Raw genomic sequence first — 25,953 nt, 5'->3', positions numbered from 1 at the left:
CAGGGTTAAACCCCCTCGGCCCGCGCGGCGGCGAAGGCGGCTTCGGTCGCATCTAGGAACAGCGTCGCCTCGGCCTGCTGCAAGACAAGCGGGGGGCGGATTTTCAGCACATTGGCCCCCGGCCCGGTGGCGCTGATCAAGACGCCATTCTGGCGCAGGTGGTTGACCACGAATTTGGCGCGGGCGGCGTCGGGCGCGTTGGTCTCGCGCGCGGTGACGCATTCGACCGCCAGAAACAGCCCTGCGCCGCGCACATGGCCGATCTCGGGGTAGCGGGTGGCGATGTCTTGCAGACCGCTCTTGAGAAAACCGCCGACGGCTGTGGCATTGTCCTGCAACCCCTCATCCGCGATCACGTCGAGCACCGCCATGCCTGCGGCGGCGGCCACGGGGTTGCCGCCAAAGGTGTTGAAATAGCGTGCCTTTTCGCCAAACTCTTGCACCAACTCTGGCCGCATCGCGGTGCCGGAAAGGGGGAAGCCATTGCCCATCGGCTTGCCCATCGTGACCATATCAGGCACCAGCCGGTGGCGCTGGAACCCCCAGAAGGCATACCCCGTGCGGGCAAAGCCGGGCTGCACTTCGTCAGCGATGAAAAGCCCCCCTTCGGCGCGGATCAGATCGACCGCCGGTTGCAGGAACCCCGCCGGATCGGGGTGCAGCCCATCGCTGGAAAAGATCGTATCGACGATGAAGGCCGCAGGCTCGATCCCATCGGCGCGCATCTCGGCAATCGCTTGGGCCAGATCGGCGGCGAGTTTGGCACCCTTTTGGGCCTCGGGGATGCGCAGCGTGTCGGGCGCGTCGATCAGCCGGATGCGCGGGCTGCGCGGGGTGAATTCGCCCAGAGAGGGGGAGAGTTCGGCCACCGCTTCGGTCAGCCCGTGATAGGCAAGGCGGGTCACGATCACGCCCTCGCGCCGGGTATAGCTGCGGGCGATGCGCAGGGCGATGTCATTCGCCTCGGACCCGGTGCAGGTGAACATGACATGACCGAGTGCGTCGGGCATGGTGGCGAGCAGCCGTTCGGCGTAAGTAACAACGTTTTCATGCAGATAGCGGGTGTGAGTGTTCAGCACGCCCAACTGCTGGGTGATCGCCTCGACCACGCGGGGGTGGCAATGGCCGACCGATGCGACGTTGTTATAAGCATCGAGATATCTGCGCCCGTCCTTGTCCCAAAGCCAGACACCCTCGCTGCGCGTGATATGCAGCGGCTGGTCGTAGAACAGCCGGTAGGCGGGGCCAAGCGCCTTGGCGCGGCGATCGATCAGGGCGCGGTCTGCGGGGCTGAGGGCCTCGGCTTGGGCGCTGTCATAGGCGTTGATCATGGTCATCGGTCACTCCGTTCCCGCAGCATGATGCAGGGCTTTGATCGCGGCGGCGTCGCCCACTTGGTCAAGTGCCGCCAGCCCGCGTTGTGAGGCGGCGGCGTTGCGCAGGATATAGGGGGCATTCTCGGGATAGCGCCGCGCGCGGGAGGCGCCGATCGCTAGGGTGGTGGCATGGCGCAGGCGGATCAGACTGGGCAGAAGCGCGACCTCTTCGGCCTCCAGCGGCAGCCGTGCGGCGAAGCCCGCGACCATCTCGCAAATGGCGCCCAGCGGATCCGCGCCTTGGCCGAGTTGATAAGAGCAGGCCACCGCCAGATCACAGGCCAGCGGCGTATGCACAATATCGCCGAAGTCGATCAGCCCGACGGGGCGCTGCGCCTGTGGCGCGTCGACCAGAATGTTATGGGGGTTGAAGTCATTATGCACGATCTGCGCCCGCAGATGCGGCAATCGCGGGGCGGTTTCCGCGTCAAACTGGTCAAGCCTATGCTGCAACTGCTGGCGCAGCGCGGCGTCCTGCACATCTGCCAAGAGGGGGCGCAGGTGGCTCGCTTGTTTGATGTCCCACTGCAAAAAATGCCCACCCGCGGGGTGAAAGAACCCGCGCAGTCCAAGGGTGACCCGCGCGTGAAAATCGCCCAAGGCGCGGTAGAGGCCCGGCTGCGGGGTCGCATTGCTGAGCACGGTGCCGCCGAGGAAGGACATCAGGCGAACGACATGGGGCTGCCCATCGGCGGCGGTGGCGACCTCGGCAGCTTTGCCGTTCAGGCTGGCGCAGATGCGTTGCACGGGCAGTTCGCGATCGGCGGCGGCCAGATGCATCAGTGCGGCGGTCTGCATGTCGGTCACCGCCCGGTCTTCGGCGGCGTTGGTGATCTTTAGCAGGGCCTTTTCGCCCGTGGTGAGGGTGATCAGGAAGTTCGCGTCTTTCTCGGCGGCAAGCGGTTCGATCTCTCCCGAGATACCATAGAAACGCAGCGCAACCTCTGCCGCGCGGGCCGCGTCAAAGGCGGGCGGGTCTTGTGCCAGCAGGTCGGTCTGGGCCCCGGTCTCTTCGACCAGCACACCGCTGAGGAAGGGGGGCAGGCCGCCATGGGGCGTGATCCCGACCTCGGTCATGGGGCGGTGCCTTCGGTCCCGCACCATTCGGCGATGAACAGCGCCATGGCTTGGGTGATCTTCTTGACCGAACTGAGGCTGACGGATTCGTTGATCCCGTGAATGTTGCGCGATTTCGGCCCGTAGCAGAGCGCGGGGATTTTGTTGTAGAGCGCATAGACCCGCGTATCGAGATAGCTCGGTGACATGAAGGACTGGAGCGGCGCGCCGATGGCGTCTTCATGGGCGCGTTCCAAGACGGCTTCGGCCTCGCTGTCCGGCTCAAGTACATAGCCTTCGGCGTGAAAACCGTTGAAGACCACCCTGGGCGGGTTGTTCGACAGGAAGCTGTCGCTTTGGGCGAAGGCCTTGACCCGCTCGGTGATCTCGCGCGCGGCATCCTCGGCGCTGCGGCCCGGATAGATGGAAACGCGGCAATCGATGTTGCACCATGACGGCACCGATGACGCCCAATCGCCGCCTTCGATCTTGCCGATGTTGAGGTTGATCGGATGGGCCTCGTCTTCGAAATGCGGATGCTGGCCCTTTTCCGCGTTCCAATCCTCCTCCATCTCGCGCAGGGCGGTGATGACGCGGGTGGCAGCATCAATGGCATTGGCGCCTTCGCCCATTTCGCGCACATGGACCGGCACGCCGCGCAACTGCACCTGAAACCAGATGACGCCGGTATTGGCGCGAACCAGCATTTCCTCTTCGGGTTCGGGGATGAAAACCGCATCGGCGGTGTAGCCTTGCAGGAAAGTCTGCAAAGCGCCGTTGCCGGTGGATTCCTCCTCGACCACGGATTGCACATAGACGGTCGCCGCCGGTTGCAGCCCGATGCGGCGCAGCGCGTCGAGCGCAAAGATATTTGCAGCCGCCCCCGCCTTCATATCGCCCGCGCCCCGGCCATACATCCAATCGCCGTCGATCTTGGCCGAAAAGGGCGGATCGTCCCACATGTCGTGCAAACCCTCGGGCACCACATCGAGATGCGATTGCAGGATCAGCGAGCGGCCCCGCTCATCGCGCGGGCGGTGGATGCCCACGACGATGGGCGCGTCGGAATGATCGTCGGAGTATTTTGATCCGCCGGGATGCGCCTCGATCGCGGCGCGGTCCATCTTGAAACGGTCCATCGCGTAGCCACGGCTTTGCAGGCTGCGAAACAGCAGGTCTTGGATCGCATGTTCATGGCCGCGCAGAGAGGGCATTTGCACGAGCTTTTGGGTAAAGCTCACCTGTTCGGCAAATCCGTCTTCGACAGCCTGAAGGATGCGAGACTTGAGGTCTGGATCAAGGGGCATGGCGAGTCCTTTCGGGGTTACAGCATCGCTTCGATGAGGAAAGGGCCGGGCTCTTTCGCGGCCTCTTCGACGGTGCGCATCAGATCGGTGATGTCTTCGACCCGTTTGCCGGGCACGCCCATGCCCTTGGCCATGGCGACGAAATCCAATTGCGGGCGGTCGAGGTTCAGCATGCTCAGCGCGTCGGGGCCGGGTTGAGCGCCGACATTGTGCAATTCGCCCTTGAGGATCTCATAGGACTGGTTGGCCAGAATGATGGTGGTGACGTTGGAATTCTCGCGCGCTTGGGTCCAGAGCGCCTGAATGGTGTACATGGCCGAGCCATCGGCTTGCAGCGTGATCACCGGGCGGTCGGGGCAGGCGATGGCGGCCCCGGCGGAAAGGGGGATGCCAATGCCGATCGACCCGCCGGTCAGCGCGAGCCAAGTGTTCGGCGCGGCACTGTCGCCCGCCGGGAAAGTCGCCCCGCCGGAGGAGACGGCCTCATCCACCACGATTGTGTCTTCCGGCAGCGCATTGGCCAAGGCCGCGCCGAGGTTTTGCAGGCTGATGCCGCCTGCCTGTGGTGCCGCGGGCCGCGCATGGTCGCGCGGGGTGGCGGGTTTCGCACCGATGCGGTCCGCCAGAGCGGCCAGCGCGGTGGCGCCATCCGCATCGACGGCGGCAAGCGTCACGTTGTGGCAATCGACAGGCAACAGCAGGCTCGGCTTGCCGGGGTAGGCGAAAAAGGCGACCGGCGGCGGCGTCTCGATCAGGATCGCGCGGCGGTAGGGGGCAAGGCATTCGAGCGCCGCGTTGATCGGATAAGGGATTTTGTTGACGGCAAACCGCCCCTGTCCGCGCTCCAACCGGCGGTTCGAGGTCGGGGCGAGGATATCGGCCCCGGTCTTTTCCGCGATACCATGCAGCAGGGCCATCGCCTCTTGGTTTTCCAGCACACCGCTGCCGACCAGAAGCACGGTCTTTTCACCGCTGTCCAAGGCTTTGACCGCGGCATCGAGCGCGGCTTCGTCCAGCGGGGCAGGGGCGGCGGGGGGCACGACCTCGGCCATCTGGCCGCCCGCATCCCAGCCGATGTCGGCGGGCGCGATCAGGGTGGCGACCTTGCCCGGCTTGCCTTGGGCAACCGCGAGGGCGGTCATCGCATCGGCGGCAAAGCTGCCCGCATCACGGCCCGAACGCACCCAGTCGCTGAAGGGCGCACAGGCGCCTTCGACATCCGCCGACAGGGGGGCGTCGTATTTCTGGTGCCGCAGCGCGTGATCGCCCACAAGGTTGACCATCGGCACCCGCGCCTTGCGGGCGTTGTGCAGGTTGGCGGCGGCATTGGCGAAACCGGGGGCAAGGTGCAGCAGGGTCACCGCCGGTTTGCCCGCCATGCGCGCATAGCCATCGGCGGCGCCGGTCACCACCCCCTCGAACAGGCCCAGAACGCAGCGCATCAGTTTGGTGCGGTCCAGCGCGTCGACGAATTGCATTTCGGAGGTGCCGGGATTGGCGAAACAGACCTCTACCCCGCCCGCATGCAGGCTGCGCACAACGCTTTCCGCGCCGTTCATTTCTTTGGGGGTCTTGCTCATGCTGTGGCCTCGCGGAATGTCGTGAGAAATGATTTTGCGTTATCGGCAAGGGAGGGGCCAAGGTAGCCGCCCTCTTGGATCAATGCGGTGGGAAGGTTCAGCGCCGCCAAGCGCCGCGCCATTTCGGCAAAGCCGTCGGGATAGACATTCACGGCGGCCAGCGGATCGTCGGCGGCCATGTCGAAGCCCAGCGAGACGACCAGCGCCTCGGCCCCGAAATCGCGGATCGCGGCGATGCCCTTGTCGAGCAGGGCCAGCACCTCATCTTGGCTTGCGCCCTGCTCCAGCAGCAGGTTCAGCGATTTGCCCGCCCCGTCGCCTTCGCCCGTCTCATCGGCATGGCCAAGGTAGAAGGTGGGGTAGGTGGCCGGATCGGGATGCAGCGAGCAAAAGAAGATGTCGCCGCGTTCATAGAGGATGTCGAGCGAGCCATTACCGGTGTGCACGTCGATGTCGATCAGCGCGACCTTCTTGAAGGTCTGAGTAAGGTGCTCCGCCGCGATACAGGCGTTGTTGAAAAAGCAAAACCCGTTCGAGCAATCGCGCATCGCATGGTGGCCGGGCGGACGGCAGAGCGCATAGGCCGCGCGGGCGCCTGTCGCCACCGTTTGGGCCGTCGCAATGGCGGTTTGCGCCGACCAATAGGCGGCGTCCCATGATCCTTCGGTCAGCGGCGTCGAAGTGTCGGTCATCCACCAGCCCAATTGACCGTGAATGTCCTTGGGCTCTTTCCCGCGCCGCACGCCGGGGTGCATTGTGGGGATGGCCAGCGCATCCGGCCCCGCGCTTTCGACGAAACGGGCATGGGCATCGGGCAGGAAATCGACGTAGTCAGGGTTATGTACGGCTTTAATGGGGGCAAGCCCGTGGTCTTGGGGTTTGGTGATCTCAAACCCTTCGCCGATTAACATATCGCGTAGAATTTCAGCACGTTGTGGCTGTTCTTGATGCGGCATCGCCGCGCCGCGCCGAAAGTAATGTGTCGGCGCATGGCCAAGCTGGCGTTCGTCGAAAAAGACTTTCATCACATTCCCTGTGGTCTGATGTCGTTGCGGCGGAGCATTGCAGTTTTAATTTGCAGGCTCAATAGAAATGATGCATCATGCATCAAAACTGGCAGCAAGTCGGCCAGTAAGGATGAGGGCGCGATGGCCGAGATCAATCAAGTTTCATTGGGCGATGCGATCTATGATCGGGTCTGTCAGGACTTGGTGGAAGGCAGGCTTCGCCCGAATGAAAAGGTCACCATTCGCGGCTTGGCGGAGCGGTTGGGCACCAGTTCGACTCCGGTGCGCGACGCGGTGCAGCGGCTCTTGCGGGATGAGGCTTTGGTCCAGCGCAGCGTGCGCGATGTGCGCGTGCCGGTGCTGACAGAGGCGCAGTATCTCGAAATCGCGAGCATCCGGCGCGAGCTGGAGGGCTTTGCCGCCGGTCGTGCCGCAGAGATGGTCGGCCCCAAGGAAATCCGCCGCCTGAAAAAGATCGTGGAACGGAACGAGGCCGCAGCGGTAGCGGGGCGCTGGCCGCAGGCGGTGAAGTATAATCAAGAGTTCCATTTCGCGCTGGTAGAGGCGGCAGAGATGCCGATCCTGTTGGCCATCCTCAGCGGGCTATGGCTCCGCATGGGGCCGCTGATCGCGGGTTACTATGCGCGAGAGCAAATGGGGCTGGTTCGACATCATCAGGCAATTATTGCAGCCTGTGAGAATCGCGATCCCGCGGCCGCGGCTGCGGAAATGCGCGCAGACATCGATGACGCAAAGGAGGGGATCAAAAGATACATCCAATCATTCACCACAGGTGAATGACCCACCAAGACGCCGCCAATCGCGCGGCGACCACCCAAGCGACTGCAAAAAGCCGACGTCAGATCGGACGCTGCCCTTGGGCGAGTTTCAACAAAACCAATGGGGATTTACATGCTAAAAACCACTAAATTAACCGCAGCCGTTCTGGCGCTGGCGATGGCCGGGCCTTTGGCCGCGCAGGATGGTGAGCCGAAGTCCGGCGGCACGCTTAACGTCGTGATCCAGCCCGAGCCGCCCAGCCTGATGATCGGCCTTGTGCAGAACGGCCCGACACAGATGGTCGGCGGCGATATCTACGAAAGCCTGCTGCGCTATGATTTCGACCTCCAGCCCGAAGGGCAGTTGGCTGAATCATGGGAGATTTCCGAAGACGGCAAGACCTATACCTTTAAGCTGCGCGAGGGCGTGGTGTTCCATGACGGTGAGCCCTTCACCTCGGAGGATGTCGAATTCTCCATGGATAAGTTCCTGCGCGAAAGCCACTCGCGGATGCGCACCTATATGGAACATGTCGAGAGCATCGAGACGCCCGATGACCATACGGTTGTCTTCAACCTCAAGCAGCCTTTCGGCCCCTTCATCGGCATCTTTGAGGCGGGCACCGCGCCGATGATCCCCAAACACATCTATGAAGGCACGGATTTCGCGAACAACGAGGCGAACAACACGCCCATCGGCACCGGCCCCTTCAAGTTCGACAAATGGGAAAAAGGCAGCTTCATCCATCTGGTGAAGAACGAAGACTACTATATGGAGGGGAAGCCCTACGTTGACGAAGTCTATTACCATGTGATCCCCGACGCCGCCTCCCGCGCGGTGGCCTATGAGACCGGCAAGGTCGACGTGCTGCCCGGCGGCTCGGTCGAGAATTTCGATGTGGCGCGCATTCAGGCGATGGAGAATACCTGCATCACCGACAAGGGCTGGGAATATTTCGGCCCGCTGTCTTGGATGTGGGTGAACAACGACAACAAGCCGCTCGACGATGTGAAGGTGCGCAAGGCGATCATGCATGGCGTCGATCGCCAGTTCGCCAAGGACGCGCTGTGGAACGGTCTGGGCAAGGTTTCGACCGGCCCGCTGTCCTCCTCCACCCGCTTCTATGACGGCGATACGCCGGACATCTCCTATGATCCGGAAAAGGCCAAAGCCCTGCTGGAAGAGAGCAGCTATGACGGCGAAACCATCCGCATCTTGGGCCTGCCTTACGGTGAGACTTGGCAGCGCTGGGCCGAGGCGGTCAAACAGAACCTGAGCGAGATCGGCATGAAGTCCGAGATCGTGCCCTCGGATGTGGCGGGCTGGAACCAGAAGGTTGCCGACCGCGACTTCGACCTCGCCTTTACCTATCTCTACCAATACGGCGATCCGGCGCTTGGCGTTTCGCGGACCTATATGGGCGACAATGCCGCCCCCGGTTCGCCTTGGAACAATGTAGCGAACTACCAGAACCCCGAGACCGACAAGCTCTTTGCCGAAGCGGCCCTGATGGCCAGCCCGGAAGAGCGCAAGGCCGCCTATAAGGAGATCCAAGACGCGATCGTCGAGGATGTGCCGAACATCTGGCTTTTGGAACTGGGCTTCCCCACCATCTACCGCTGCGACGTGAAGAACCCCGTTAACACCGCCTTTGGCGTGAACGACGGTTTCCGCGACGTGTGGCTGGATAAGTAACAAGAGCGACAACGCTCAAGGTCCGAGCCGCCGCGGCGGCTCGGGCATCTATCAGAACAACACGGGGCGGATAGCGTGATACGTTTCATATTGGGCAGGTTGGTCAAGGCAGTGTTTATCCTGCTGGCGATCCTTGTCTTCAATTTCCTGCTGATCCATGCGGCACCGGGTGACCCTGCGGCGGTCATGGCGGGCGAAGCCGGGGCGGCGGACGAGAAATTTCTTGCAGACCTGCGGGCGCGTTTCGGCTTGGATCAGCCGCTCTACATGCAGTTGTGGATTTACATCAAAGGCGCGGTGCAGCTCGACCTTGGCTATTCCTTCCGCCAGCAGATGCCAGTGGCCGAGATGATCGGCGACCGCCTGCCCGCGACGCTTTTGCTGACCGGCGTGGCCTTTGTGCTGTCGCTGGTGCTGGGCGTGACCGCCGGTGTCGCGGCCTCTGCCCGGCAGGGGCGGTGGGGTGACACGATCATCTCGACCTTCGCGCTGCTGTTCTATGCAACCCCGCTCTTTTGGGTGGCGCTGATGGCGACGCTGGTGTTCTCGGTCTGGCTCGAATGGTTGCCGGGCTTTGGCTATTCCACCATCGGCGCGGGCTATACGGGCCTCGCCCATGTGTTGGATGTGGCGAAACATCTGATCTTGCCGGCCTCGACGCTGGGGCTGTTCTTCACGGCGATCTACATGCGCATGACGCGGGCCTCGATGCTCGAAGTCTCGCGGCTCGATTTCGTGAAAACCGCCCGCGCCAAGGGGCTGAACCGCGGCGTGATCCAGCGGCGGCACATCCTGCGCAACGCACTCTTGCCGGTGATCACGCTGGCCGGGCTTCAGGCCGGGCAAATCTTTGGCGGGGCCATCCTGACCGAGACCGTCTTTGCATGGCCCGGCATCGGACGGCTGATGTTCGAGGCGATCAACCAGCGGGATTACAACGTGATCCTCGGGGTCTTCTACATCTCGGCGGCCATGGTGCTGCTGTTCAACCTGATCACGGATGTCATCTATGTCATTGTTGATCCGCGGATAAGGCTGACGACATGATGAGCTTTTGGAAACGTTTCAGCTATAATCGTGGTGCGGTGATTGGCTTGGTCATCCTGACCTTCGTCATAGCCGCCGCCATCCTTGCGCCCATCCTCTTTCCGCAGAGCCCGTGGAAAATGGTGCAGCGCCCCTTCCTGCCGCCTTTCACCCAAGACGGGCTGCTTCTGGGCACCGATGCACTTGGCCGCGATGTCATGGCGGGGCTGGCCCATGGCGCTTATGTGAGCCTGCTGGTCGGGCTGGTCTCGACCATCGTGGCGCTGGCCATCGGCGTGCCGGTGGGGGCCGCGGCGGGGTATTTCGCAGGCCGGATCGACGACGCGCTCATGCGCTTTGCCGAGTTCTTTCAGACCATCCCGAGCTTTGCGTTGGCGATCGTGCTCTTGGCGATCTTCCAGCCCAGCCTGACTTTTGTGATCATCGCGATTTCCATCGTGTCATGGCCCCCGGTCGCGCGTCTGGTACGGGGCGAGGTGCTGTCGCTCAGAACCCGTGAGTTCGTCGAGGCGGCGAGCCTGTCGGGCCTCGGCAATCTTCAGATCATTACCCGCCACATCCTGCCCAATGCACTGCCGCCGATCATCGTGCTGGCCTCGCTCATGGTGGCGCAGGCGATCCTGCTGGAAAGCTCGCTGTCCTTTCTGGGGCTGGGCGATCCGAACATCATGTCTTGGGGCTATATGATCGGGGCTGCACGTACCGTGATCCGCACCGCATGGTGGCTGTCCTTCCTGCCGGGCATGGCGATCCTGTTGACCGTGCTGGCGCTGAACTTGATCGGCGAAGGTCTGAACGACGCGCTGAACCCGCGATTGACGAGGAAATCCGAATGACCCTGCTTAGCATCCGTGACCTGTCTATCGCTCTGCCCATGGGGGCCGATCGGCTCTATGCCGCGAAGGACATCAACTTTGACCTCGCCCCGGGGGAGATCCTTTGCATCGTGGGTGAAAGCGGGTCGGGCAAATCCATGTCGGCCAATGCGGTGATGGGGCTGTTGCCGCAGGGGGTTTTGCCCGACAAGGGCAGCATCACCTTTGACGGGCAATCGATCCTTGGGCTGTCTGAGAAAGAGATGTTGAAACTGCGCGGCAGCCGCATTTCGATGATCTTTCAGGAACCCCTGAGCGCGCTGAACCCGCTGATGCGGATCGGTGCGCAAATCGCCGAGGTGTTCGAGGCCCATGGCGCGCTCACCGGGGCCGAGCGCCGCGCGCGGGCGCTCAAGCTGTTGGAGGAGGTGGGCATTCCCGACCCCGAAGCGGCGATCCGGGCTTACCCTTTCCAGCTCTCTGGCGGGCAGCGGCAGCGGGTGATGATCGCGATGGCCTTGGCGCTGGAGCCTGACATCCTGATCGCGGATGAGCCGACCACCGCGCTTGATGTGACCACGCAGGCGCAGATCCTCAAGCTGATCGAAGACCTGCGGCGCAAGCGTGGCATGGCGGTGATCTTCATCACCCATGACTTTGGCGTGGTGGCCGATATCGCCGACCGGGTGATCGTCATGAAAAAGGGGGAGATCGTCGAGGCGGGCCCGGCCCAAAAGGTGTTGTTGAAGCCTCAGCACCCCTACACCCGCGCCCTCATCGACGCGATCCCCCGGCTGACCAAGACCGAAGCCACGGCAGAGGTCGAACGCACCCCGCTTTTGAAGGTTGAAGGCTTGCAAAAGACCTTTTCCACCGGCTCTGGCACGCTTTTTGGCAAGCGCAGGGTGGTGAAGGCCGTGCAGGACGTGAGTTTCGAGCTTTATGCAGGCGAAACCATCGGCATCGTGGGGGAGTCCGGCTCGGGCAAATCCACCGTCGGGCGCTGTTTGGTGCGGCTGCTCGACCCGGACGGGGGCCGCGTGTTGATGGACGGCGTCGACATTGCAGAGATGTCGGGGCAAGAACTGCGGGCGCAGCGGCGCAAGTTGCAGATGATCTTTCAAGACCCGTTCTCATCGCTCAACCCCCGCGCGCGGGTGTCGCGCATCCTGACCGAGGGGCTGGTTGCCTATGGCACCCCGGATAAGGAGGCTAAGGCCAAGGCGCGCGAGTTGCTGGAACTGGTCGGGCTGGACGACAGCGCGATGAAACGTTTCCCGCATGAGTTCTCGGGCGGGCAACGGCAGCGGATCGGCATCGCCCGCGCGCTGGCGCTGGATCCGTCGATCATCATCGCGGATGAGGCCGTCTCGGCCCTCGACGTCTCCATTCAGGCCCAAGTGCTCGACCTGCTGGCCGAGTTGAAAACCCGGCTGCATCTGTCGATGCTTTTCATCACCCACGACCTGCGCGTCGCGGCGCGGATTTGCGACCGGATCATTGTGATGCAAAAGGGCCAGATCGTTGAGGCGGGGCCGGTCAGCAAAGTGCTGCACGACCCCGATACCGCCTATACGCGCAGCCTGCTCGACGCTATTCCGGGGCAGGACTATGAACGCGCGCTGGCGGCGGCCGATTAGGGCGCTACCTCAGCCGCTGCGCCCAAGATGGATCAGACGATGAAACCTGCGGAACACGATCAAAAGACGCTGCTACTGACCGGTGCCAGCCGGGGCATCGGCCATGCCACGGCCAAGGCTTTCGCCGACAAGGGCTGGCGGGTGATCGGCTGTTCGCGGCAGGCGTTTTCACCCGAATGCCCTTGGCCGGGCGGGGCGCAGGACCATGTGCAGGTCGATCTCAGCGATCCGAACCAGACGATAGAGGCGGTCGCGCAGGTCAAAAGGCTGTTGGGCGGCAACCCTTTGCATGCTCTGGTCAACAACGCGGGCGTCTCACCCAAGGGCGAGGATGGCGCGCGGCTCAGCACGCTCGACACCGATCTGCGGACTTGGGGGCAGGTGTTTCATGTGAATTTCTTCGCCTCCGTGGTGCTGGCGCGCGGGCTTCAGGATGAGCTTTCCGCCGGGCGCGGGTCGGTGGTGAATGTCACCTCCATCGCCGGGTCGCGGGTGCATCCCTTTGCCGGGGCGGCCTATGCGACCTCAAAGGCGGCGCTCGCCGCACTGACGCGCGAGATGGCTCATGATTTCGGCCCCCTCGGCGTCAGGGTCAACGCCATTGCACCGGGCGAGGTGGACACGGCAATCCTCAGCGAAGGCACCGATAAAATTGTGCAGACCATTCCGCTGCGCCGTCTTGGTCAGCCCGATGAGGTCGCGCGGGCGATCTATTTCCTGTGCAGCGCGGAAAGCTCTTACGTCTCTGGGACCGAGATTGAGGTGAACGGCGGGCAGCACGTCTGAGGCCACACCTGCGCGCCTTCGTTCTGACAATTCCGTGATGACGTCAATCTGGCGCTGTGCCTGCGCTGCATTAGACCTATGTACAACTCCTCACGTCAGGGCAGCTATACGCGCGCTCCCCTCAGGCAAATCATACCCCAAGGGACAACCACTTCATGATAAAATTCGAATTGAACGGGCGGCAGATCTCTGTCGACGCAGACCCGGACATGCCCCTACTGTGGGCGATCCGCGATGAAATCGGTCTTACCGGCACGAAATTCGGCTGCGGCATCGGGGCCTGCGGCGCTTGTACCGTGCATATCGACGGCACCGCCACACGGTCCTGCATCACCTATCTCGCGGATGTAGAGGGCCTGTCGGTCACCACGATTGAAGGGCTGGACGAAGAGGGCAAGCACCCGGTTCAAGAAGCATGGCGCAACCTGCGCGTACCGCAATGCGGTTACTGCCAGTCGGGCCAAATCATGCAGGCGGCGTCTTTGTTGAAAGACAGGCCCAACCCCAGCGACGAAGACATCGACGCGGTGATGACCGGCAACCTCTGCCGCTGCATGACCTATCCGCGCATCCGCCAAGCCGTGCGCGACGCCGCAACCGCAATGGGAGAGACCGACAATGGCTAATCTGATGTCCCGCCTGAAAGGCTCCGACGCTCAACCGCAGATGACCCGCCGCGGGTTTCTGGTGTCCATGACCGCCGCGGGCGTTGCCTTTGGCTTCCCGCAGGCGTCGAATGCCGCGATGAACCCTGCCGTGCCCGATGGCACGCCGATCGCGCCCAATGGTCAGCCCTTTGAGCCGTCTATGTGGTACTGGATCGACGCCGAAGGTCAGGTCAACGTCAACATCATCCGCGCCGAGATGGGCCAGCACGTCGGCACCGCCATCGCCCGCATTCTGGCCGATGAGTTAGAAGTCGCTTGGGAAAATGTGCACATCACCCATGTCGACACGGCTGAGAAATGGGGCCTGATGGTCACCGGCGGCAGCTGGTCGATCTGGCAAAGCTGGCCGGTCTACCGTCAGGCGGGTGCTGCCGGGCGCACCGCGCTGATCGAAGCGGCGGCGGCCAAATGGGGCGTCGATCCCGCCGGTCTGACCGCGCGCGACGGGGCCGTGACCGATGGCACGCAGAGCATCAGCTACGGCGATCTGGTGGCCGAAGGCCTTGACCGCAGCTTTACCGAAGACGAACTGGCGGCCCTGCCGCTGAAACCCCATGCCGATCTGCGGCTTGTGGGGCAGGACGTGCATCCGCTTGATCTGGATACGAAAACCACGGGGCAGGCGATCTATGGTCTGGATGCCAAGGTCGACGGCATGGTCTACGGCGTGCCGATGCTGCCGCCAACGCGCTATGGCGCCAAGGTGAATTCCGTCGATGACAGCGCCGCGAAAGAGGTCAAAGGCTATCTTGAGACTGTGGTGCTGGACGATCCCTCGGGCACCGTGCCGGGCTGGGTTGTGGTGCTGGGCAAAACGCTCCATGCCGCGCGGATGGCCACCTATGAGATCAGCGTCGATTGGACGGCGGGCGAGACGGCGGATGTCTCCGAAGACGATATCCACGCCCGCTCACGCGAATTGATCGACAGCGATGCCGGGTCGATCCTGCATACCGAGCAGCCCGAGACCCGCGCCGCCTTCGATGCCGCCGCCGAGACACTAGAGGCTGAATACACCACGCAATCCGTGCTGCACTTCCAGATGGAGCCGGTGAACGCGACCGTCTTCCAAAACGCCGATGGCGTTTGGGAGACCCATGCAGGCAACCAGTGGCAATCGCTGATCCTGCCGACGCTGGCCGCCGCGCTGGAGGTGCCCGCCGACAAGATCGTGATGCGCAGCTATATGCTGGGCGGTGGCTTTGGCCGGCGTCTGAACGGCGATTACATTGTGCCCGCCGCGCTGGCCTCCAAGGCCGTGGGCAAGCCGGTGAAACTGGTCTTCTCCCGCGAGGATGATGCCCAGTTCGACAGCATCCGCTCGCCTTCGGTGCAAAAGCTGCGCATGGCTTTTGATGAGGGCAAAGCCATCACCGGGATGGAGCATCACGCCGCCGCCGGTTGGCCGACGCAGGTGATGGCACCGGGCTTCATGCCCAAGGGCGTCAACGAAGAACCCTATGACCCCTTCGCCATCGACGGCGCGGATCACTGGTATTCTGTCGGAGCGCATCGCGTGCGGGCGATCTCGAACGATCTGGCCAATGCGACCTTCCGCCCCGGTTGGCTGCGCTCGGTCGGGCCGGGCTGGACCAACTTCGCCGTGGAAAGCTTCATGGATGAGGCGGCGCATAAAGTCGGCGCCGATCCGTTGCAGTTCCGTCTGGATCACCTGAAGGCCGAGGGTCTCAACGCAGGTTCCGCCCCCAATGCGGTGGGCGGGGCGTCGCGGCAAGCGGCTGTTTTGCAGCGCGTGGCCGAGATGTCAGGCTATGGCCAGACGGAGTTCCCCGAGGGCACGGCAATCGGGATCGCCACCACCTTTGGCCAATCGCGCACCATGCCGACTTGGACCGCCGCCGCCGTCAAACTGGCGGTGGATGCCGAAACCGGTGACGTCGCGGTCGAGAAGATGTGGCTGGCCTTTGATTGCGGCACTTTGGTGGACCCCGACGGCGCGCGCGCGCAATGCGAAGGCGCGGCGCTTTGGGGTCTGTCCATGGCTCTGCATGAGGGCACGCGGATCGAAGACGGCAATGTCGTCGACCTGAACCTTGGGTCTTACACGCCGCTGCGGATGGTCGATGTGCCTCAGATCGAGGTCGCTTTCGTCGAGAGCACGGAAGTGCCCGTGGGTCTTGGAGAGCCGGGCACCACGGTCATCGCCCCGGCGATTGCCAATGCGATCTTCAACGCCACCGGGGCGCGGGTGCGTCATCTGCCGATCACCGGCGATGCGATTCTTGCAGCGCTGGAAAGCTGATAGGAGAAGGCGGGCGCGGCATGTCGCGCCCGTCTTCCATTTGGTCTGAGGGCGCCGGCTAGTGAGGCGGGCTGCGCATTCGCCGGGCTGCGGGGCAGTTGCCTAAATTCAACGGCTCAAATTTTGGACATTCACGCTTAAAAAATTAGGAAATCGCCCTTTGCGCCATAATTCTGACAGGTTTCGAACAATAATCTAAACGAGCTATCTGGGCTCCTTTGCGGGCGGATACGAAGGACGATCTGTGGCACCTACCGAGACATATGAACAACGCGTCGCCGCGACGCGAAAGCGCTTTATCCAAGGGATGCCGGAGCGGTTGCAGGCCGTGGCCGATGCGCTGCGCGAGACAGATGGCGCCGACCCGCGCGAGACCAAGGCGCGCAAGGTCCACCGCATGCTGCACGATCTGGCTGGCAATGCCGCGATGCTGGAATATGCCGAGATCGAAGATCGCCTGCGCCAGGGGCTGCGCGTGGCCGAAGATGCAGATGAATCCTCTGCGCCCTTGTCGACCGAAGACATTCGTATAATTGAAACGGCTCTGGCCGATGCCCGCAGCGTCGCTGAAAAAATTTAAGAAAGCCTATCCATGAAGTATCCCGCAATCGGTTTGTTGGCGGCCCTGCTGCCGCTTCAAGTTCACGCCCAAACGGCCCCGGGTGAGGATGCGGCGAACGCCCCCACAGAGCAGGTCCAAGAGGGGCTGATCGCGCGGACTTTCGATCTGGCGGAGTTTGGCTTTCAAAACGGTCTGTCCTTCCGGCAGCTTTCGGGCAATGCGACGATCTATATTCCGCTGCCCAACCCGGATGCGCTGAGTTCGGGCAGTTTGCAGCTTGAGCTTGAACATGCCTCCACCACCGAGGTGGATCGCTATTTGCAGGTCTCGGTCGCGGGCCGTCCGGTCATCTCGCAGGCGCTGCCCGATGGGGCAGGGCGCCTGAGCGTTCCGGTCCCGCTTAGCCCCGAAGACATCTCGGGCGGGTTCATCGCCGTGGGCCTGTCTTATTCCGGCGCTTTCAGTGACCGGGTCTGCGTGGACGAACGCGCCTCGGGGGATTTTCTTGAGATCACGGCGGCCTCCTCAGTGACCTTGCAACTGGACCCGGCGGAGATCGACACATCGGCGGCATTCGCCGGGCTGCGCCCTGCGGATACGCGTCTGGCCATCGGGGGTAACGACTCCCTCGCCGCCTTGGCGGCTGCGACCCGCGCCGCGGCGCTGTTTGACGCCGAGGCCGGGCGGCTGACCTTTGGCGGCGACGGGGCCAGTACATCGGGCGCATGGTCCGAAGGGGTCATTGAACTGGACGTGACCACTTCGGGCGTGGCGAGCGAGATGGCCGTGGACAATGAAGCCGGGCTGCCCGTCTTGAACCTGCGCGGCAGCGATCCGCAGATGGGGCTGTGGCAACTGGTCTCGGAATGGTCGGCCCTATCGAACGAAGGCGCGACCGTGGTCGATGTGGCAGGGGGACCGGCCCGCTTTGATGACCGTTTGCCGCTGTCGGCGCTGGAGGGTGACCTCACCCCGCGTCCCGTGGTCTCGACCGAAGACTTCTTCGTGCCGTTCCAATCCTCCGACCTTCCGGCGGGCAAGGGCCTGTCTGGCGTGAACCTGCATGTCGCCGCAGCGCTTGATCCCGAAGGGCGGGGGGCGACGGCCTCGGTCTTTCTGAATGACACGCTGCTGGGCAACCGCCCGCTTGACAGTGGCCGTCCAGAGCAGTTGACCTTTTCAGTTCCGAGCGGCCTGCTGGGCCGGGACAACCTGTTGCGCGTGTCGATCCAGCGCCAGCCCTCGGGCGGCGAGTGCCGGTTCAAACCGCAGGGCTATCCGGCGCAAATCCTGCCCGGCAGCGCCCTGCTGCTTTCGGATTCCACAGCGCAGGATCGGGACTTCTTTACCCTGCGACAGGAATTCGCCGATGGCGTTCAGGTCGTGCTCGACCCCGCGCTTTCGCTTGATTTCGCGCAGACCCTGCCGTGGCTGGCAGGCGTTGCGGGCAGCGTGATCCCGGACCGCGCGCCTATCCTGCCGCGCGCCTCTGTCGAGGCGCTTGAGGGGGATGAGCCCTTCTTTGTGATCTCTGACCAGAACCCCGGCGATGCAGAGCCGCTGATCACCTTCGATCAGGGCCGGATCGAGGTGCGCGACCGTCAAGACAACCTGATCTATTCGGGCGAAGACCTGTCGCGGCTTGGCGTGGTGCAGATCGTCACCCGGGGCGAGACCCGTGGCCTGTGGCTGCGTCCTGGCAATGGCCCTGCACCAGAGCTGACGCCCGAACGCCCCATGATGCTGGACCGCGGCGATCTCGCGCTGATCGGGCAGGAGGGGGTGATCCTTGCCACCGCCACCGACCGCAGCCCGCTCGTTGATGTCGTCTACCCCGACCGCACCAGCCTTGCACAGATGCTGGCCAAGTACCGACCCTGGATCGTGGGGGCCATCTGGGTGCTGGTGACGCTGCTTGTGCTGATCGTGTTCCAGCGCGTCTACCGCGCCCGTCGCGGCAAAGACGAGACGTAAGCCACCGTGCCGTTGGATGCCGAAAGCGAAGCCATTGGTTCGCTGCTGCTTGACCGTGGCGCGCTGACGGCGGAACAGCTCGACGCGGCAGAGGATTTGGCCGAGGAGTGGAACGTCTCTCTGGTCAAGGTTCTTTTGTCGCGGCGCTGGCTGACCACGCAGACACTCTACCGCGAGATCGCCTTTTACCACGGGCTGACGCTGGTCGATCTGATCGAGGACCGCGCCGATGACGATCTGATCCGCCAGTATGATCCGGTGGTGATGAACCAATATATGACGGTGCCGATTGGCCGGGCAGAGGATGGCACGCTGACGGTGGCCACCTCACGCCCCGGCCCGCGCACGGTGTTGCACATCCGCGAGGTTTACGGCTCCGGTGTGACCATCGTCGTGGCTTCGCATTTCGATGTGTCTTGGCAGTTGCAGCGCGCCTTCCGCGAGAAACATTCGCATGAGGCGGTCTTTGCGCTGGCCGAGCTTGACCCCGATATGTCGGCGCAGAACGTCGTCACGCCGCCGCAGATTTTGGTGATCTACCTCATGATCTCGGCCCTGCTGCTGGGGCTGGCTTTTGCCCCCGTGGCCACGCTGATCGTGCTGAACGTCCTGCTGACGGTGTTCTACACCGGCAACTTCCTGTTCAAAGCGCTGCTGGTCTGGCTTGGCGGTGCTGCGCAGGAAACCTCATCGCGGGCCATCGCGGCTGAGGCATCGCTGCTGCGCGACGAAGACCTGCCGATCTATACCGTGCTGGTGCCGATGTTCCGCGAACCCGAGGTGCTGCCGATCCTTGCCCAAGCACTGCGCAACCTCGACTACCCACTGGCCAAGCTCGACATCAAGATCGTGCTGGAAGAGGGCGACCACGAGACCATCGACGCGGCGCGCAAGCTTGACCTTGAAGGCGTGTTCGAGATCATCCGCGTCCCGGCCTCCCACCCGCAGACCAAGCCCAAGGCCTGCAACTTTGCGCTGCGCTATGCGCAGGGTGATTTCCTCGTGATTTTCGACGCCGAGGATAAGCCCGAACCGGATCAGTTAAAAAAGGTCATCGCTGCCTTCAACCAATCCGCGCCCAATACCGCCTGCATCCAATGCCGTTTGAACTATTACAACGCGCGGGAGAACTGGCTGACGCGGATGTTCACGCTGGACTATTCGCTGTGGTTCGACCTGATGCTGCCGGGGTTGGAGCGTTTGGGCGTGCCGATCCCGCTGGGGGGCACTTCGAACCACTTCCGCATGGATGTGCTGCGCGAATTGAATGCATGGGATCCCTTCAACGTGACCGAGGACGCCGATCTGGGCATTCGCCTCACGCAGAAGGGCTACCGCGTCGGCGTCATCGATTCCACGACCTTTGAAGAGGCCAATGTCTCGATCCCGAACTGGGTGCGCCAGCGCTCGCGCTGGATCAAGGGCTATATGCAGACCTTCCTCGTCCACAGCCGCAGACCCATTCACCTGTGGCAATCGGTCGGGGCAGCGGGCGTCTTTGGCTTTGTCTTCTTCATCGGGGGCACGGTGCTCTCGGGCCTGTTGAATCCGGTCTTCTGGTCGATCTTTGCCATCTGGCTGATCTTCGGGACCGAGGTGATCACCCCCTATTTCCCGCTGCCGGTGCTCTATCTGTCGTTGGTGAACCTCTTGGCGGGCAATGGGCTGCTGATCTATCTCACGATGGTCGCGCCTTTCCGGCGCAGGTGGACCGATCTGGCGCCTTGGGGGATCACCGTGGTGGGCTATTGGGTGCTGATGACCGTGGCCTCTTACAAGGCGCTGTCGCAGTTGATCTTTAACCCGTTCTACTGGGAAAAGACCCAGCACGGCCTGTCCAAACACACCGCTAATGAGGTCGCCGAAGCCAGTGCCGAAGCGACGGAGGCCACGCAATGATCCGCGCCGCCTCATGGTCTTTCGGCTTTGTCGCGCTGGCGCTGGTGCTTTTGCTCACCCTCGGCTGGACCGAGGCGCATGGCTTCCTGTCGATGGACGTGACCGACCTTTGGGCCAAATCAATCGTACAGATCGAGGGGCCGGCGCAGTTCAAGGCAAGCGATGCTTTCTACCCGCCCGTGCCCTATGCGCTGTCGCTTTTGGGGCAGGCGGTCTTGCCCGACACGCAGGTGCCGGTGCCTTTCGTGCTTTCCGCGCTGGTGGGGGCGGGGCTGCTGGTCTTGTGGTTCCTCAACCTGCGCGATACGGGCGGGTTTTCGGGCGTGACCTCGGGGCTGGTGGTACTGCTTTTGGCGCTGAACCCGTTTTTCCTGCGGGCCTTGGCCGATGGGCCAGAGACGATGTTTTGCATCTTGGGCACATGGCTTTTCGCGCGCGGGATCGTCAATCTGCGCCTCACGGGCAACGCGCCGGATATGATGAAAGTGGCCGTGGGGCTTTTGGTGGTGGCCCTGTCGGACAGCTATGGCCTGATGCTTTGCCTCGGGGCGATGCCTTTCATGATCGTCGCGGCACGGCCCAGCATGATCGCGGTCTCCTCGACCGGCTATCTCGTGGCGATGTTCTATCCCGTGGCCGCCGCCGTGGGGGCGCTGATGTTCGTCAGCATGATCTTCGACAGCCGCCTGATCCCACTATTGTCGGAAAGCGCCACGCCGCTGACCCTGCGTGAGCATCTGGTCATTCTGGCCGGGCTGGGCCCGGCGGCCCTTATCGCGATCCTGCGCAATATCATGGTGCCGCGTCTGTTCATGCCGCTCGTGGCAGCGGTCGGGGCGGTGCTGGGCGGCTATACGCTCAACGTCTTTTTCCATGTCGAAGGCGACCCGGCCATGGCGCTGGCACCCATGCTGGGGGTCTTGGTCGCCGCGATCCGCTTTTGGCCGAACCTGTCCCTGCGCGAGCCGATTGCCATCGCGCTGTTGGCGCTGTCGCTGCTGACCTCGGCGGTTGTGATGCGCCATGTCGCCCATGACGAAACCCGCGCTTGGACCAACGCGATGCTCGGCGCGGAAAACGCAGCGTCCCGCCCCGCGCGAGAGGTCGTTTCGTTCTTGCGCGACAAGTCTGATATTATGGTAGATGTTGAGAGAAACCCCGAGATCGTCGTCGGTCTGGGGAATATCGACCGGCTGGTGATCGCCGGAGAGCCTGCCTACGACTGGGCGCTTGAGGGGGGCGTGCCGCGCACAAGGTACATCGTGGTCCCGCAACAGGCGGAAGGGCAGGCCACAGCAGACAGAATTCTGCGCAGGTTCCCGCAGCTGAAGCAATCGCAGATGCCGGGGTATGAGGAGGTTTTTCAAAACAGCCGATGGCGTGTTTTTGAAAGAGTTAACGAGTGGAATTAAAATCATGAGCCCACGAATTATCGCAGTCGACGATTCGGATATCGCGCAGGATTTCATCAGCGCGACGCTTTCGGAGCTTGGCTTTGACGATGTCGTCAGTTTCATCGATCCGCGCAGTGCATTGGACGCGATCGAAAGCGATGAGGCCACGGCGGACCTGATCCTGATGGACATAATGATGCCCGATATTGATGGTATCGAGCTTTGCGCCCGTATCCGTGCCTTGGACAGATGGAGCGATGTGCCGATCATTATGCTGACCAGCCGAACAGACATGGGGGCTCTCTCCGAAGCCTTCATGGCGGGGGCCAACGACTATGTCACCAAGCCCTTCAACCGGATTGAGCTTCAGGCCCGTATGCGCAGTTGCCTGCGGCTGAAATCCGAGTTGGACCGCCGCCGTTCGGGCGAAAACCGCAGCGCGCGCCGCCGTGCCGCGCCGAGCCTGTCAGAGGCCACGGTGCCCAGCCTTTTGGGCAGCAAATCCGGGTTTCAGGGGCATCTGATGTCGCTGTCGCCCGCGATGCAAAAAGACCTTGGCCTGATCGTCTTCCGCATTGATGGCGACCGTGATCAATCCGACGCGGCGCGCGCGCAGCGGCAAGAGCTTCAGCGCCTCGTGGCCGGGCTTTTCGGCAAGGTCGAAATCCCCGCGCAGGACGGGTTCGCCCATTGGGAAGACGATCTTTTCGTCTATGGCGCGCTCCACGCGGATCGCGCCCAGCTTGAAGCGCGGGCGCAGCAGTTTATCTCAGTCGTGGCAGAGGCCTCTGCCACCGTGAAAGAAGGCTGGACCTCGCGGCCCTTGAGCGTCAGCGCTTGTGTCGTGCCGCCCTCGGATGCGGCTGTCGCCACCTCGCTTGCGCGGGGCATTCAAGGCGTCGAAAGTGCTGGAATAACAAGCGCGCCGGGCAGCATCTGCCTTGCCGCCAATGACATAGGACACCCAGCCGAGAATGGTCAGCACTGAGCCCACCAACAAAGCTGATGCGGAACCGTCTTCGCGCGCGCAGACCCTATTCTGGGCGCTGATTTTGGCTGCCGTTCTGATCTATTTCGTGGGGCTCGCGGTCCTGACCTGGTCGGACTACAAACGCGCCACGACCCGGGCAGAGGTGGAGCTTGAGCATTTCGCGGAGCTTTACGAGCAGGCGGTCGATGCCTCTCTCTCGGTTGCGAATGTGCGGATGTGGGGGCTGATTGATGAGCTGTCGACCGCGCGCCTGAGCGACCCCGAGCAGTTCGAGGCGCAATACGGTGATCTGATGAATGCCGCCGTGCAGGAGACCGAGCAGGTCGATGCGCTTGTGCTGATCGGCGCCGATGGGGTCGTGCTTTGGGCCACGGCGGAACCGCTCATGGGGCAGTACCTTGGGGACCGAGCCTATTTTCAGGCGGCGATTGGTCTTGATGTCGATGAATACACGGTCGGGGTGCCCATCGTGTCGCGGGCCACGGGGCGGCGGCTCACTCCGATTGCATGGCCCTTGATCGGCATCGATGGCCGGGCAAGGGGGGTCTTGGCCTCTTCCTTGGGCGAGGATTACTACTCTCAACTGCTGGCGATAGATGGGTTGCAACAGGACATGTATGTCGAGGTGGTAACCGCTAACGGAGAGCGGGCCTTTGTCTCAGGCCGGCCCCCACGCGACCCCGATACGCCCGTGTTCCGCGCCCGCAAAGAGATCCCGGCGCTCGACCTCTATATCGACGTGACGCGCAGCAAGCGGGCGGTGCTGCAAAACTACTGGCAACGCACCTTGGTTTTCGTGGGGCTTGCCACGATCCTGTTCCTGACGGTGATCAACGCGGCGATCCGCGCGCGGCGGCAGTCGACCCAATTGGCGCAGGCCCTGCGCACTTCCGAACGACACCGCGAACGGATCCGCGTGGCGCAGAGCGAATTTGATGCGATCTTTGAGAATGTCGGCGACGGGCTGATCGTCTATAACGACAATAACAAGCTGCACCGCTCCAACCGCAAGGCGCGCGCGTTGATGGGTGTGTCTTCAGATATCGAAGCCGTGCAAAAGCTGCGCGGCATGGTCCCGCCCTTTTCGCAGATGGACGAAGACGTTGCCGTTCACCGCATTCAGATCACCACCGCCGAGAATGAGAGTGTGGCGGTGCAATGCCGGGTGATGAAGCTGCATCTGCATGGGGATTACATCGCCTATAACGTGCTTCAGGACATCTCTGCCGAAGAACGTCTCGTGGCAGCGCGCACGGCCTTTGTCACCTCGGTCAATCACGAACTGCGCACGCCGCTCACGTCCCTCGCCGGGTCGCTCGAAATCCTGCATGACCGCTTTGGCGACAGCATGCCAAAGAACGCGGGCAAGCTGTTGTCGATGGCCACCCGCAATGCCGACCGGCTGTTGGTATTGGTCAACGATATCTTGACCCTTCAGGCGATCGACCAGCGCCAACTCAGCATCCAGACCGAGCGGGTCGCGGTGTCGGAGGTGCTGTCGGAAGCCATCGCGGCCAACACAGGCTATGGGGTGAACCGCGACGTGCAACTCGACATCCACACAGGCCCCGACGCGGCGCAGGAGGCCTATGTGCGGGTCGATACCGTGCGCATGCAGCAGATCTTCTCCAACCTCATTTCCAACGCGGTGAAATATACCCCGCGCGGCGGTACGGTAAAAATCGGTGCCGAGGTGGACGAGCAATGGGTCACGTTCTATGTCTGCGATGCGGGGCCGGGCATTCCAAGAGCCGCCCATGATCGTATGTTCAAAAGGTTCGCTGACCCTGTGCACTCTCGCGAAAACCAAGCGAATGGGACGGGGCTGGGGCTGGCCATCACGCGGGAGTTGGTGTTGCGACAAGATGGCGATGTGAGCTTTGAGACACGCTCGGAAGAAGACGGCGATGAGAACCCCGGCACCACGTTCTATGTGCGTTTCGCCCGGGATACAGGCGCCGCGTCCAAGCAGGGGGCATCGGCATGAGAGTGTTGTTCGTTGATGACGAAGATGACATCCGCGAATTGATCGAGTTTGCGATCATGACCGAAGATGACATCGAACCGACATTCGCGGGGACCGGGCTCGACGCGATTGCTACGATAGAGACGCAGTCTTTTGACGTGATCATGCTGGATGTGATGATGCCGCCCCCCGATGGTATGGAGGTGCTGCGCTGTGCGCGGGCCAATGCGGATCTGGACGACACGAAGATCGTCATGTGCACCGCCAAAACCTCGCCCGAGTCGGAGAGGAAGTTTCGCGACCTCGGGGCAGATCACATTCTGCACAAACCGTTCAAACCGCTGAAGCTCGCGGATTTCATTCGGTCGATCGTTTAATACCTCATCGCGCAGCCTCTCGCGGCTTTGACTAAGCGGAACCTATCATGCCCAAAACAGCACAGATGCCCTCAGAAACCACGCGGCGCATATGGTCCCGCCTTGTCGTCCTCTCGGCCATCGGTACCATCGCCCTCCCGGCAAGTGATGTGGCATCGGCGGCTTGGCCGCGGGGCGAAGACAAAAGCTTTGTCACCCTGTCCTATGAGACCACCGCAGACGGCCCCGACTTTGGCGATTTCGGCGCGTTTTACTACGAATACGGGGTGACCGAGAAACTGACTTTCGGCCTCGACATCGGCAAGACCCAGAGTGGGGGGCAGGTCAGCGCCATCGCCTTTCTGCGCTATCCGCTTGAGCTCTCTGGCGGGGACAATGTTTTCGCCGCCGAAGTCGGTCTTGGCTGGGCCGAACGGGATGGCAGCGCGGTGGCGGCTCTGCGGCCCGGCCTGTCTTGGGGGCGTCCGGTATCGGGGGCTTGGGGCAGCGGCTGGCTGGGGGTGGAAAGCACCTTTGCGATCTACGAAGACGGCGAAACACTGGGCAAGATCGACAGCAGCTTCGGCATCAACCACAAGAATGGCAACCTGTCGATTTTCAAGCTGGAGTTCGCAGCCCCGTCAGACGGGGATGAGACACTGGCCTTTGCGCCGTCGCATGTGATCAAGGTCTCGGAAAACAGCTTTCTGGAACTGGGCCTGTCGCATGAATTTACCGACGCTGTGACCAAGGTCAAAGTCGGGGTCTGGCACAGCTTCTGACGCGCTTCG

Annotated in this window: 21 protein-coding genes; 16 read left to right on the top strand and 5 right to left on the bottom strand. The window is 62.7% G+C overall.

Features of this window, described 5'->3' with window-relative positions:
* Nucleotides 1-5 precede the first annotated feature (5 nt).
* The 5 genes from ACGYLQ_RS08500 to ACGYLQ_RS08480 are packed head-to-tail and all read right to left on the bottom strand — an operon-like array spanning nucleotide 6 to nucleotide 6,344.
* Nucleotides 6-1,337: an aspartate aminotransferase family protein gene (locus tag ACGYLQ_RS08500; RefSeq protein WP_394442053.1), complete on the bottom strand. Its 1,332-nt coding sequence runs from the start codon at nucleotides 1,335-1,337 to the stop codon at nucleotides 6-8.
* Nucleotides 1,338-1,340: 3 nt separating this feature from the next.
* Nucleotides 1,341-2,453: a phosphotransferase gene (locus ACGYLQ_RS08495; protein WP_394442050.1), complete on the bottom strand. Its 1,113-nt coding sequence runs from the start codon at nucleotides 2,451-2,453 to the stop codon at nucleotides 1,341-1,343.
* Nucleotides 2,450-3,739: an ArgE/DapE family deacylase gene (locus tag ACGYLQ_RS08490; RefSeq protein WP_394442047.1), complete on the bottom strand. Its 1,290-nt coding sequence runs from the start codon at nucleotides 3,737-3,739 to the stop codon at nucleotides 2,450-2,452. The genes ACGYLQ_RS08495 and ACGYLQ_RS08490 overlap by 4 nt, the downstream gene beginning before the upstream one ends.
* Before the next feature lie 17 nt (nucleotides 3,740-3,756).
* The gene (locus ACGYLQ_RS08485; RefSeq protein WP_394442044.1) at nucleotides 3,757-5,319 is read right to left on the bottom strand and encodes an acetolactate synthase large subunit; all 1,563 of its coding nucleotides are present in this window, start codon (nucleotides 5,317-5,319) and stop codon (nucleotides 3,757-3,759) included.
* Nucleotides 5,316-6,344: a histone deacetylase family protein gene (locus ACGYLQ_RS08480; protein ID WP_394442041.1), complete on the bottom strand. Its 1,029-nt coding sequence runs from the start codon at nucleotides 6,342-6,344 to the stop codon at nucleotides 5,316-5,318. The genes ACGYLQ_RS08485 and ACGYLQ_RS08480 overlap by 4 nt, the downstream gene beginning before the upstream one ends.
* On the opposite strand from ACGYLQ_RS08480, the gene ACGYLQ_RS08475 reads away from it, so the two are divergent.
* The 16 genes from ACGYLQ_RS08475 (at nucleotide 6,309) to ACGYLQ_RS08400 (ending at nucleotide 25,944) form a co-directional block, all read left to right on the top strand.
* Nucleotides 6,309-7,127, top strand: coding sequence for a GntR family transcriptional regulator (locus ACGYLQ_RS08475; RefSeq protein ID WP_394442038.1), 819 nt, complete (start codon nucleotides 6,309-6,311; stop codon nucleotides 7,125-7,127). The two genes, ACGYLQ_RS08480 and ACGYLQ_RS08475, sit on opposite strands and share 36 nt — an antisense overlap.
* A 99-nt stretch (nucleotides 7,128-7,226) precedes the next feature.
* Nucleotides 7,227-8,801, top strand: a complete 1,575-nt coding sequence (locus ACGYLQ_RS08470; RefSeq protein WP_394442035.1) for an ABC transporter substrate-binding protein — start codon at nucleotides 7,227-7,229, stop codon at nucleotides 8,799-8,801.
* A 75-nt stretch (nucleotides 8,802-8,876) separates the two neighbouring features.
* On the top strand, nucleotides 8,877-9,848 hold the full coding sequence (locus tag ACGYLQ_RS08465) for an ABC transporter permease (RefSeq protein ID WP_271689234.1): 972 nt from the start codon (nucleotides 8,877-8,879) through the stop codon (nucleotides 9,846-9,848).
* Nucleotides 9,845-10,684 carry an ABC transporter permease gene (locus ACGYLQ_RS08460; protein WP_394442032.1) on the top strand — a complete coding sequence of 280 codons (840 nt, stop codon included), beginning with the start codon at nucleotides 9,845-9,847 and terminating at the stop codon, nucleotides 10,682-10,684. Before ACGYLQ_RS08465 ends, ACGYLQ_RS08460 begins: the two co-directional genes overlap by 4 nt.
* Nucleotides 10,681-12,303, top strand: coding sequence for an ABC transporter ATP-binding protein (locus ACGYLQ_RS08455; protein WP_394442029.1), 1,623 nt, complete (start codon nucleotides 10,681-10,683; stop codon nucleotides 12,301-12,303). Before ACGYLQ_RS08460 ends, ACGYLQ_RS08455 begins: the two co-directional genes overlap by 4 nt.
* 39 nt (nucleotides 12,304-12,342) lie before the next feature.
* Nucleotides 12,343-13,089, top strand: a complete 747-nt coding sequence (locus ACGYLQ_RS08450; protein WP_394442026.1) for an SDR family NAD(P)-dependent oxidoreductase — start codon at nucleotides 12,343-12,345, stop codon at nucleotides 13,087-13,089.
* Nucleotides 13,090-13,244: 155 nt separating this feature from the next.
* Nucleotides 13,245-13,715, top strand: a complete 471-nt coding sequence (locus ACGYLQ_RS08445; RefSeq protein ID WP_394442024.1) for a (2Fe-2S)-binding protein — start codon at nucleotides 13,245-13,247, stop codon at nucleotides 13,713-13,715.
* 4 nt (nucleotides 13,716-13,719) lie between these two features.
* The gene (locus tag ACGYLQ_RS08440; RefSeq protein WP_394442021.1) at nucleotides 13,720-16,020 is read left to right on the top strand and encodes a molybdopterin cofactor-binding domain-containing protein; all 2,301 of its coding nucleotides are present in this window, start codon (nucleotides 13,720-13,722) and stop codon (nucleotides 16,018-16,020) included.
* A gap of 244 nt (nucleotides 16,021-16,264) precedes the next feature.
* Nucleotides 16,265-16,600: an Hpt domain-containing protein gene (locus tag ACGYLQ_RS08435; protein WP_394442018.1), complete on the top strand. Its 336-nt coding sequence runs from the start codon at nucleotides 16,265-16,267 to the stop codon at nucleotides 16,598-16,600.
* Nucleotides 16,601-16,612: 12 nt separating this feature from the next.
* Nucleotides 16,613-18,556: a hypothetical protein gene (locus ACGYLQ_RS08430; protein WP_394442015.1), complete on the top strand. Its 1,944-nt coding sequence runs from the start codon at nucleotides 16,613-16,615 to the stop codon at nucleotides 18,554-18,556.
* Nucleotides 18,557-18,562: 6 nt separating this feature from the next.
* Nucleotides 18,563-20,455 carry a glycosyltransferase family 2 protein gene (locus ACGYLQ_RS08425; RefSeq protein WP_394442012.1) on the top strand — a complete coding sequence of 631 codons (1,893 nt, stop codon included), beginning with the start codon at nucleotides 18,563-18,565 and terminating at the stop codon, nucleotides 20,453-20,455.
* Complete coding sequence (locus ACGYLQ_RS08420; protein ID WP_394442009.1) at nucleotides 20,452-21,867, top strand: hypothetical protein; 1,416 nt, start codon at nucleotides 20,452-20,454, stop codon at nucleotides 21,865-21,867. Before ACGYLQ_RS08425 ends, ACGYLQ_RS08420 begins: the two co-directional genes overlap by 4 nt.
* A gap of 4 nt (nucleotides 21,868-21,871) precedes the next feature.
* Nucleotides 21,872-22,837 (top strand): PleD family two-component system response regulator, encoded by a 966-nt coding sequence (locus ACGYLQ_RS08415; protein WP_394442007.1) that lies wholly within the window; start codon nucleotides 21,872-21,874, stop codon nucleotides 22,835-22,837.
* The gene (locus tag ACGYLQ_RS08410; protein ID WP_394442004.1) at nucleotides 22,824-24,827 is read left to right on the top strand and encodes an ATP-binding protein; all 2,004 of its coding nucleotides are present in this window, start codon (nucleotides 22,824-22,826) and stop codon (nucleotides 24,825-24,827) included. The genes ACGYLQ_RS08415 and ACGYLQ_RS08410 overlap by 14 nt, the downstream gene beginning before the upstream one ends.
* Nucleotides 24,824-25,183, top strand: a complete 360-nt coding sequence (locus ACGYLQ_RS08405; protein WP_394442001.1) for a response regulator — start codon at nucleotides 24,824-24,826, stop codon at nucleotides 25,181-25,183. Before ACGYLQ_RS08410 ends, ACGYLQ_RS08405 begins: the two co-directional genes overlap by 4 nt.
* Before the next feature lie 47 nt (nucleotides 25,184-25,230).
* Nucleotides 25,231-25,944 carry a hypothetical protein gene (locus ACGYLQ_RS08400; RefSeq protein ID WP_394441998.1) on the top strand — a complete coding sequence of 238 codons (714 nt, stop codon included), beginning with the start codon at nucleotides 25,231-25,233 and terminating at the stop codon, nucleotides 25,942-25,944.
* Nucleotides 25,945-25,953: the final 9 nt, after the last annotated feature.

This window comes from Sulfitobacter sp. 1A12779 (genome assembly GCF_043557315.1).
In the GTDB taxonomy this organism is placed as follows: Bacteria; Pseudomonadota; Alphaproteobacteria; order Rhodobacterales; family Rhodobacteraceae; genus Sulfitobacter; species Sulfitobacter faviae.
The sequence above is the reverse complement of the archived record's forward strand: the minus strand, read 5'-3'. Positions and strand labels throughout refer to the sequence as shown.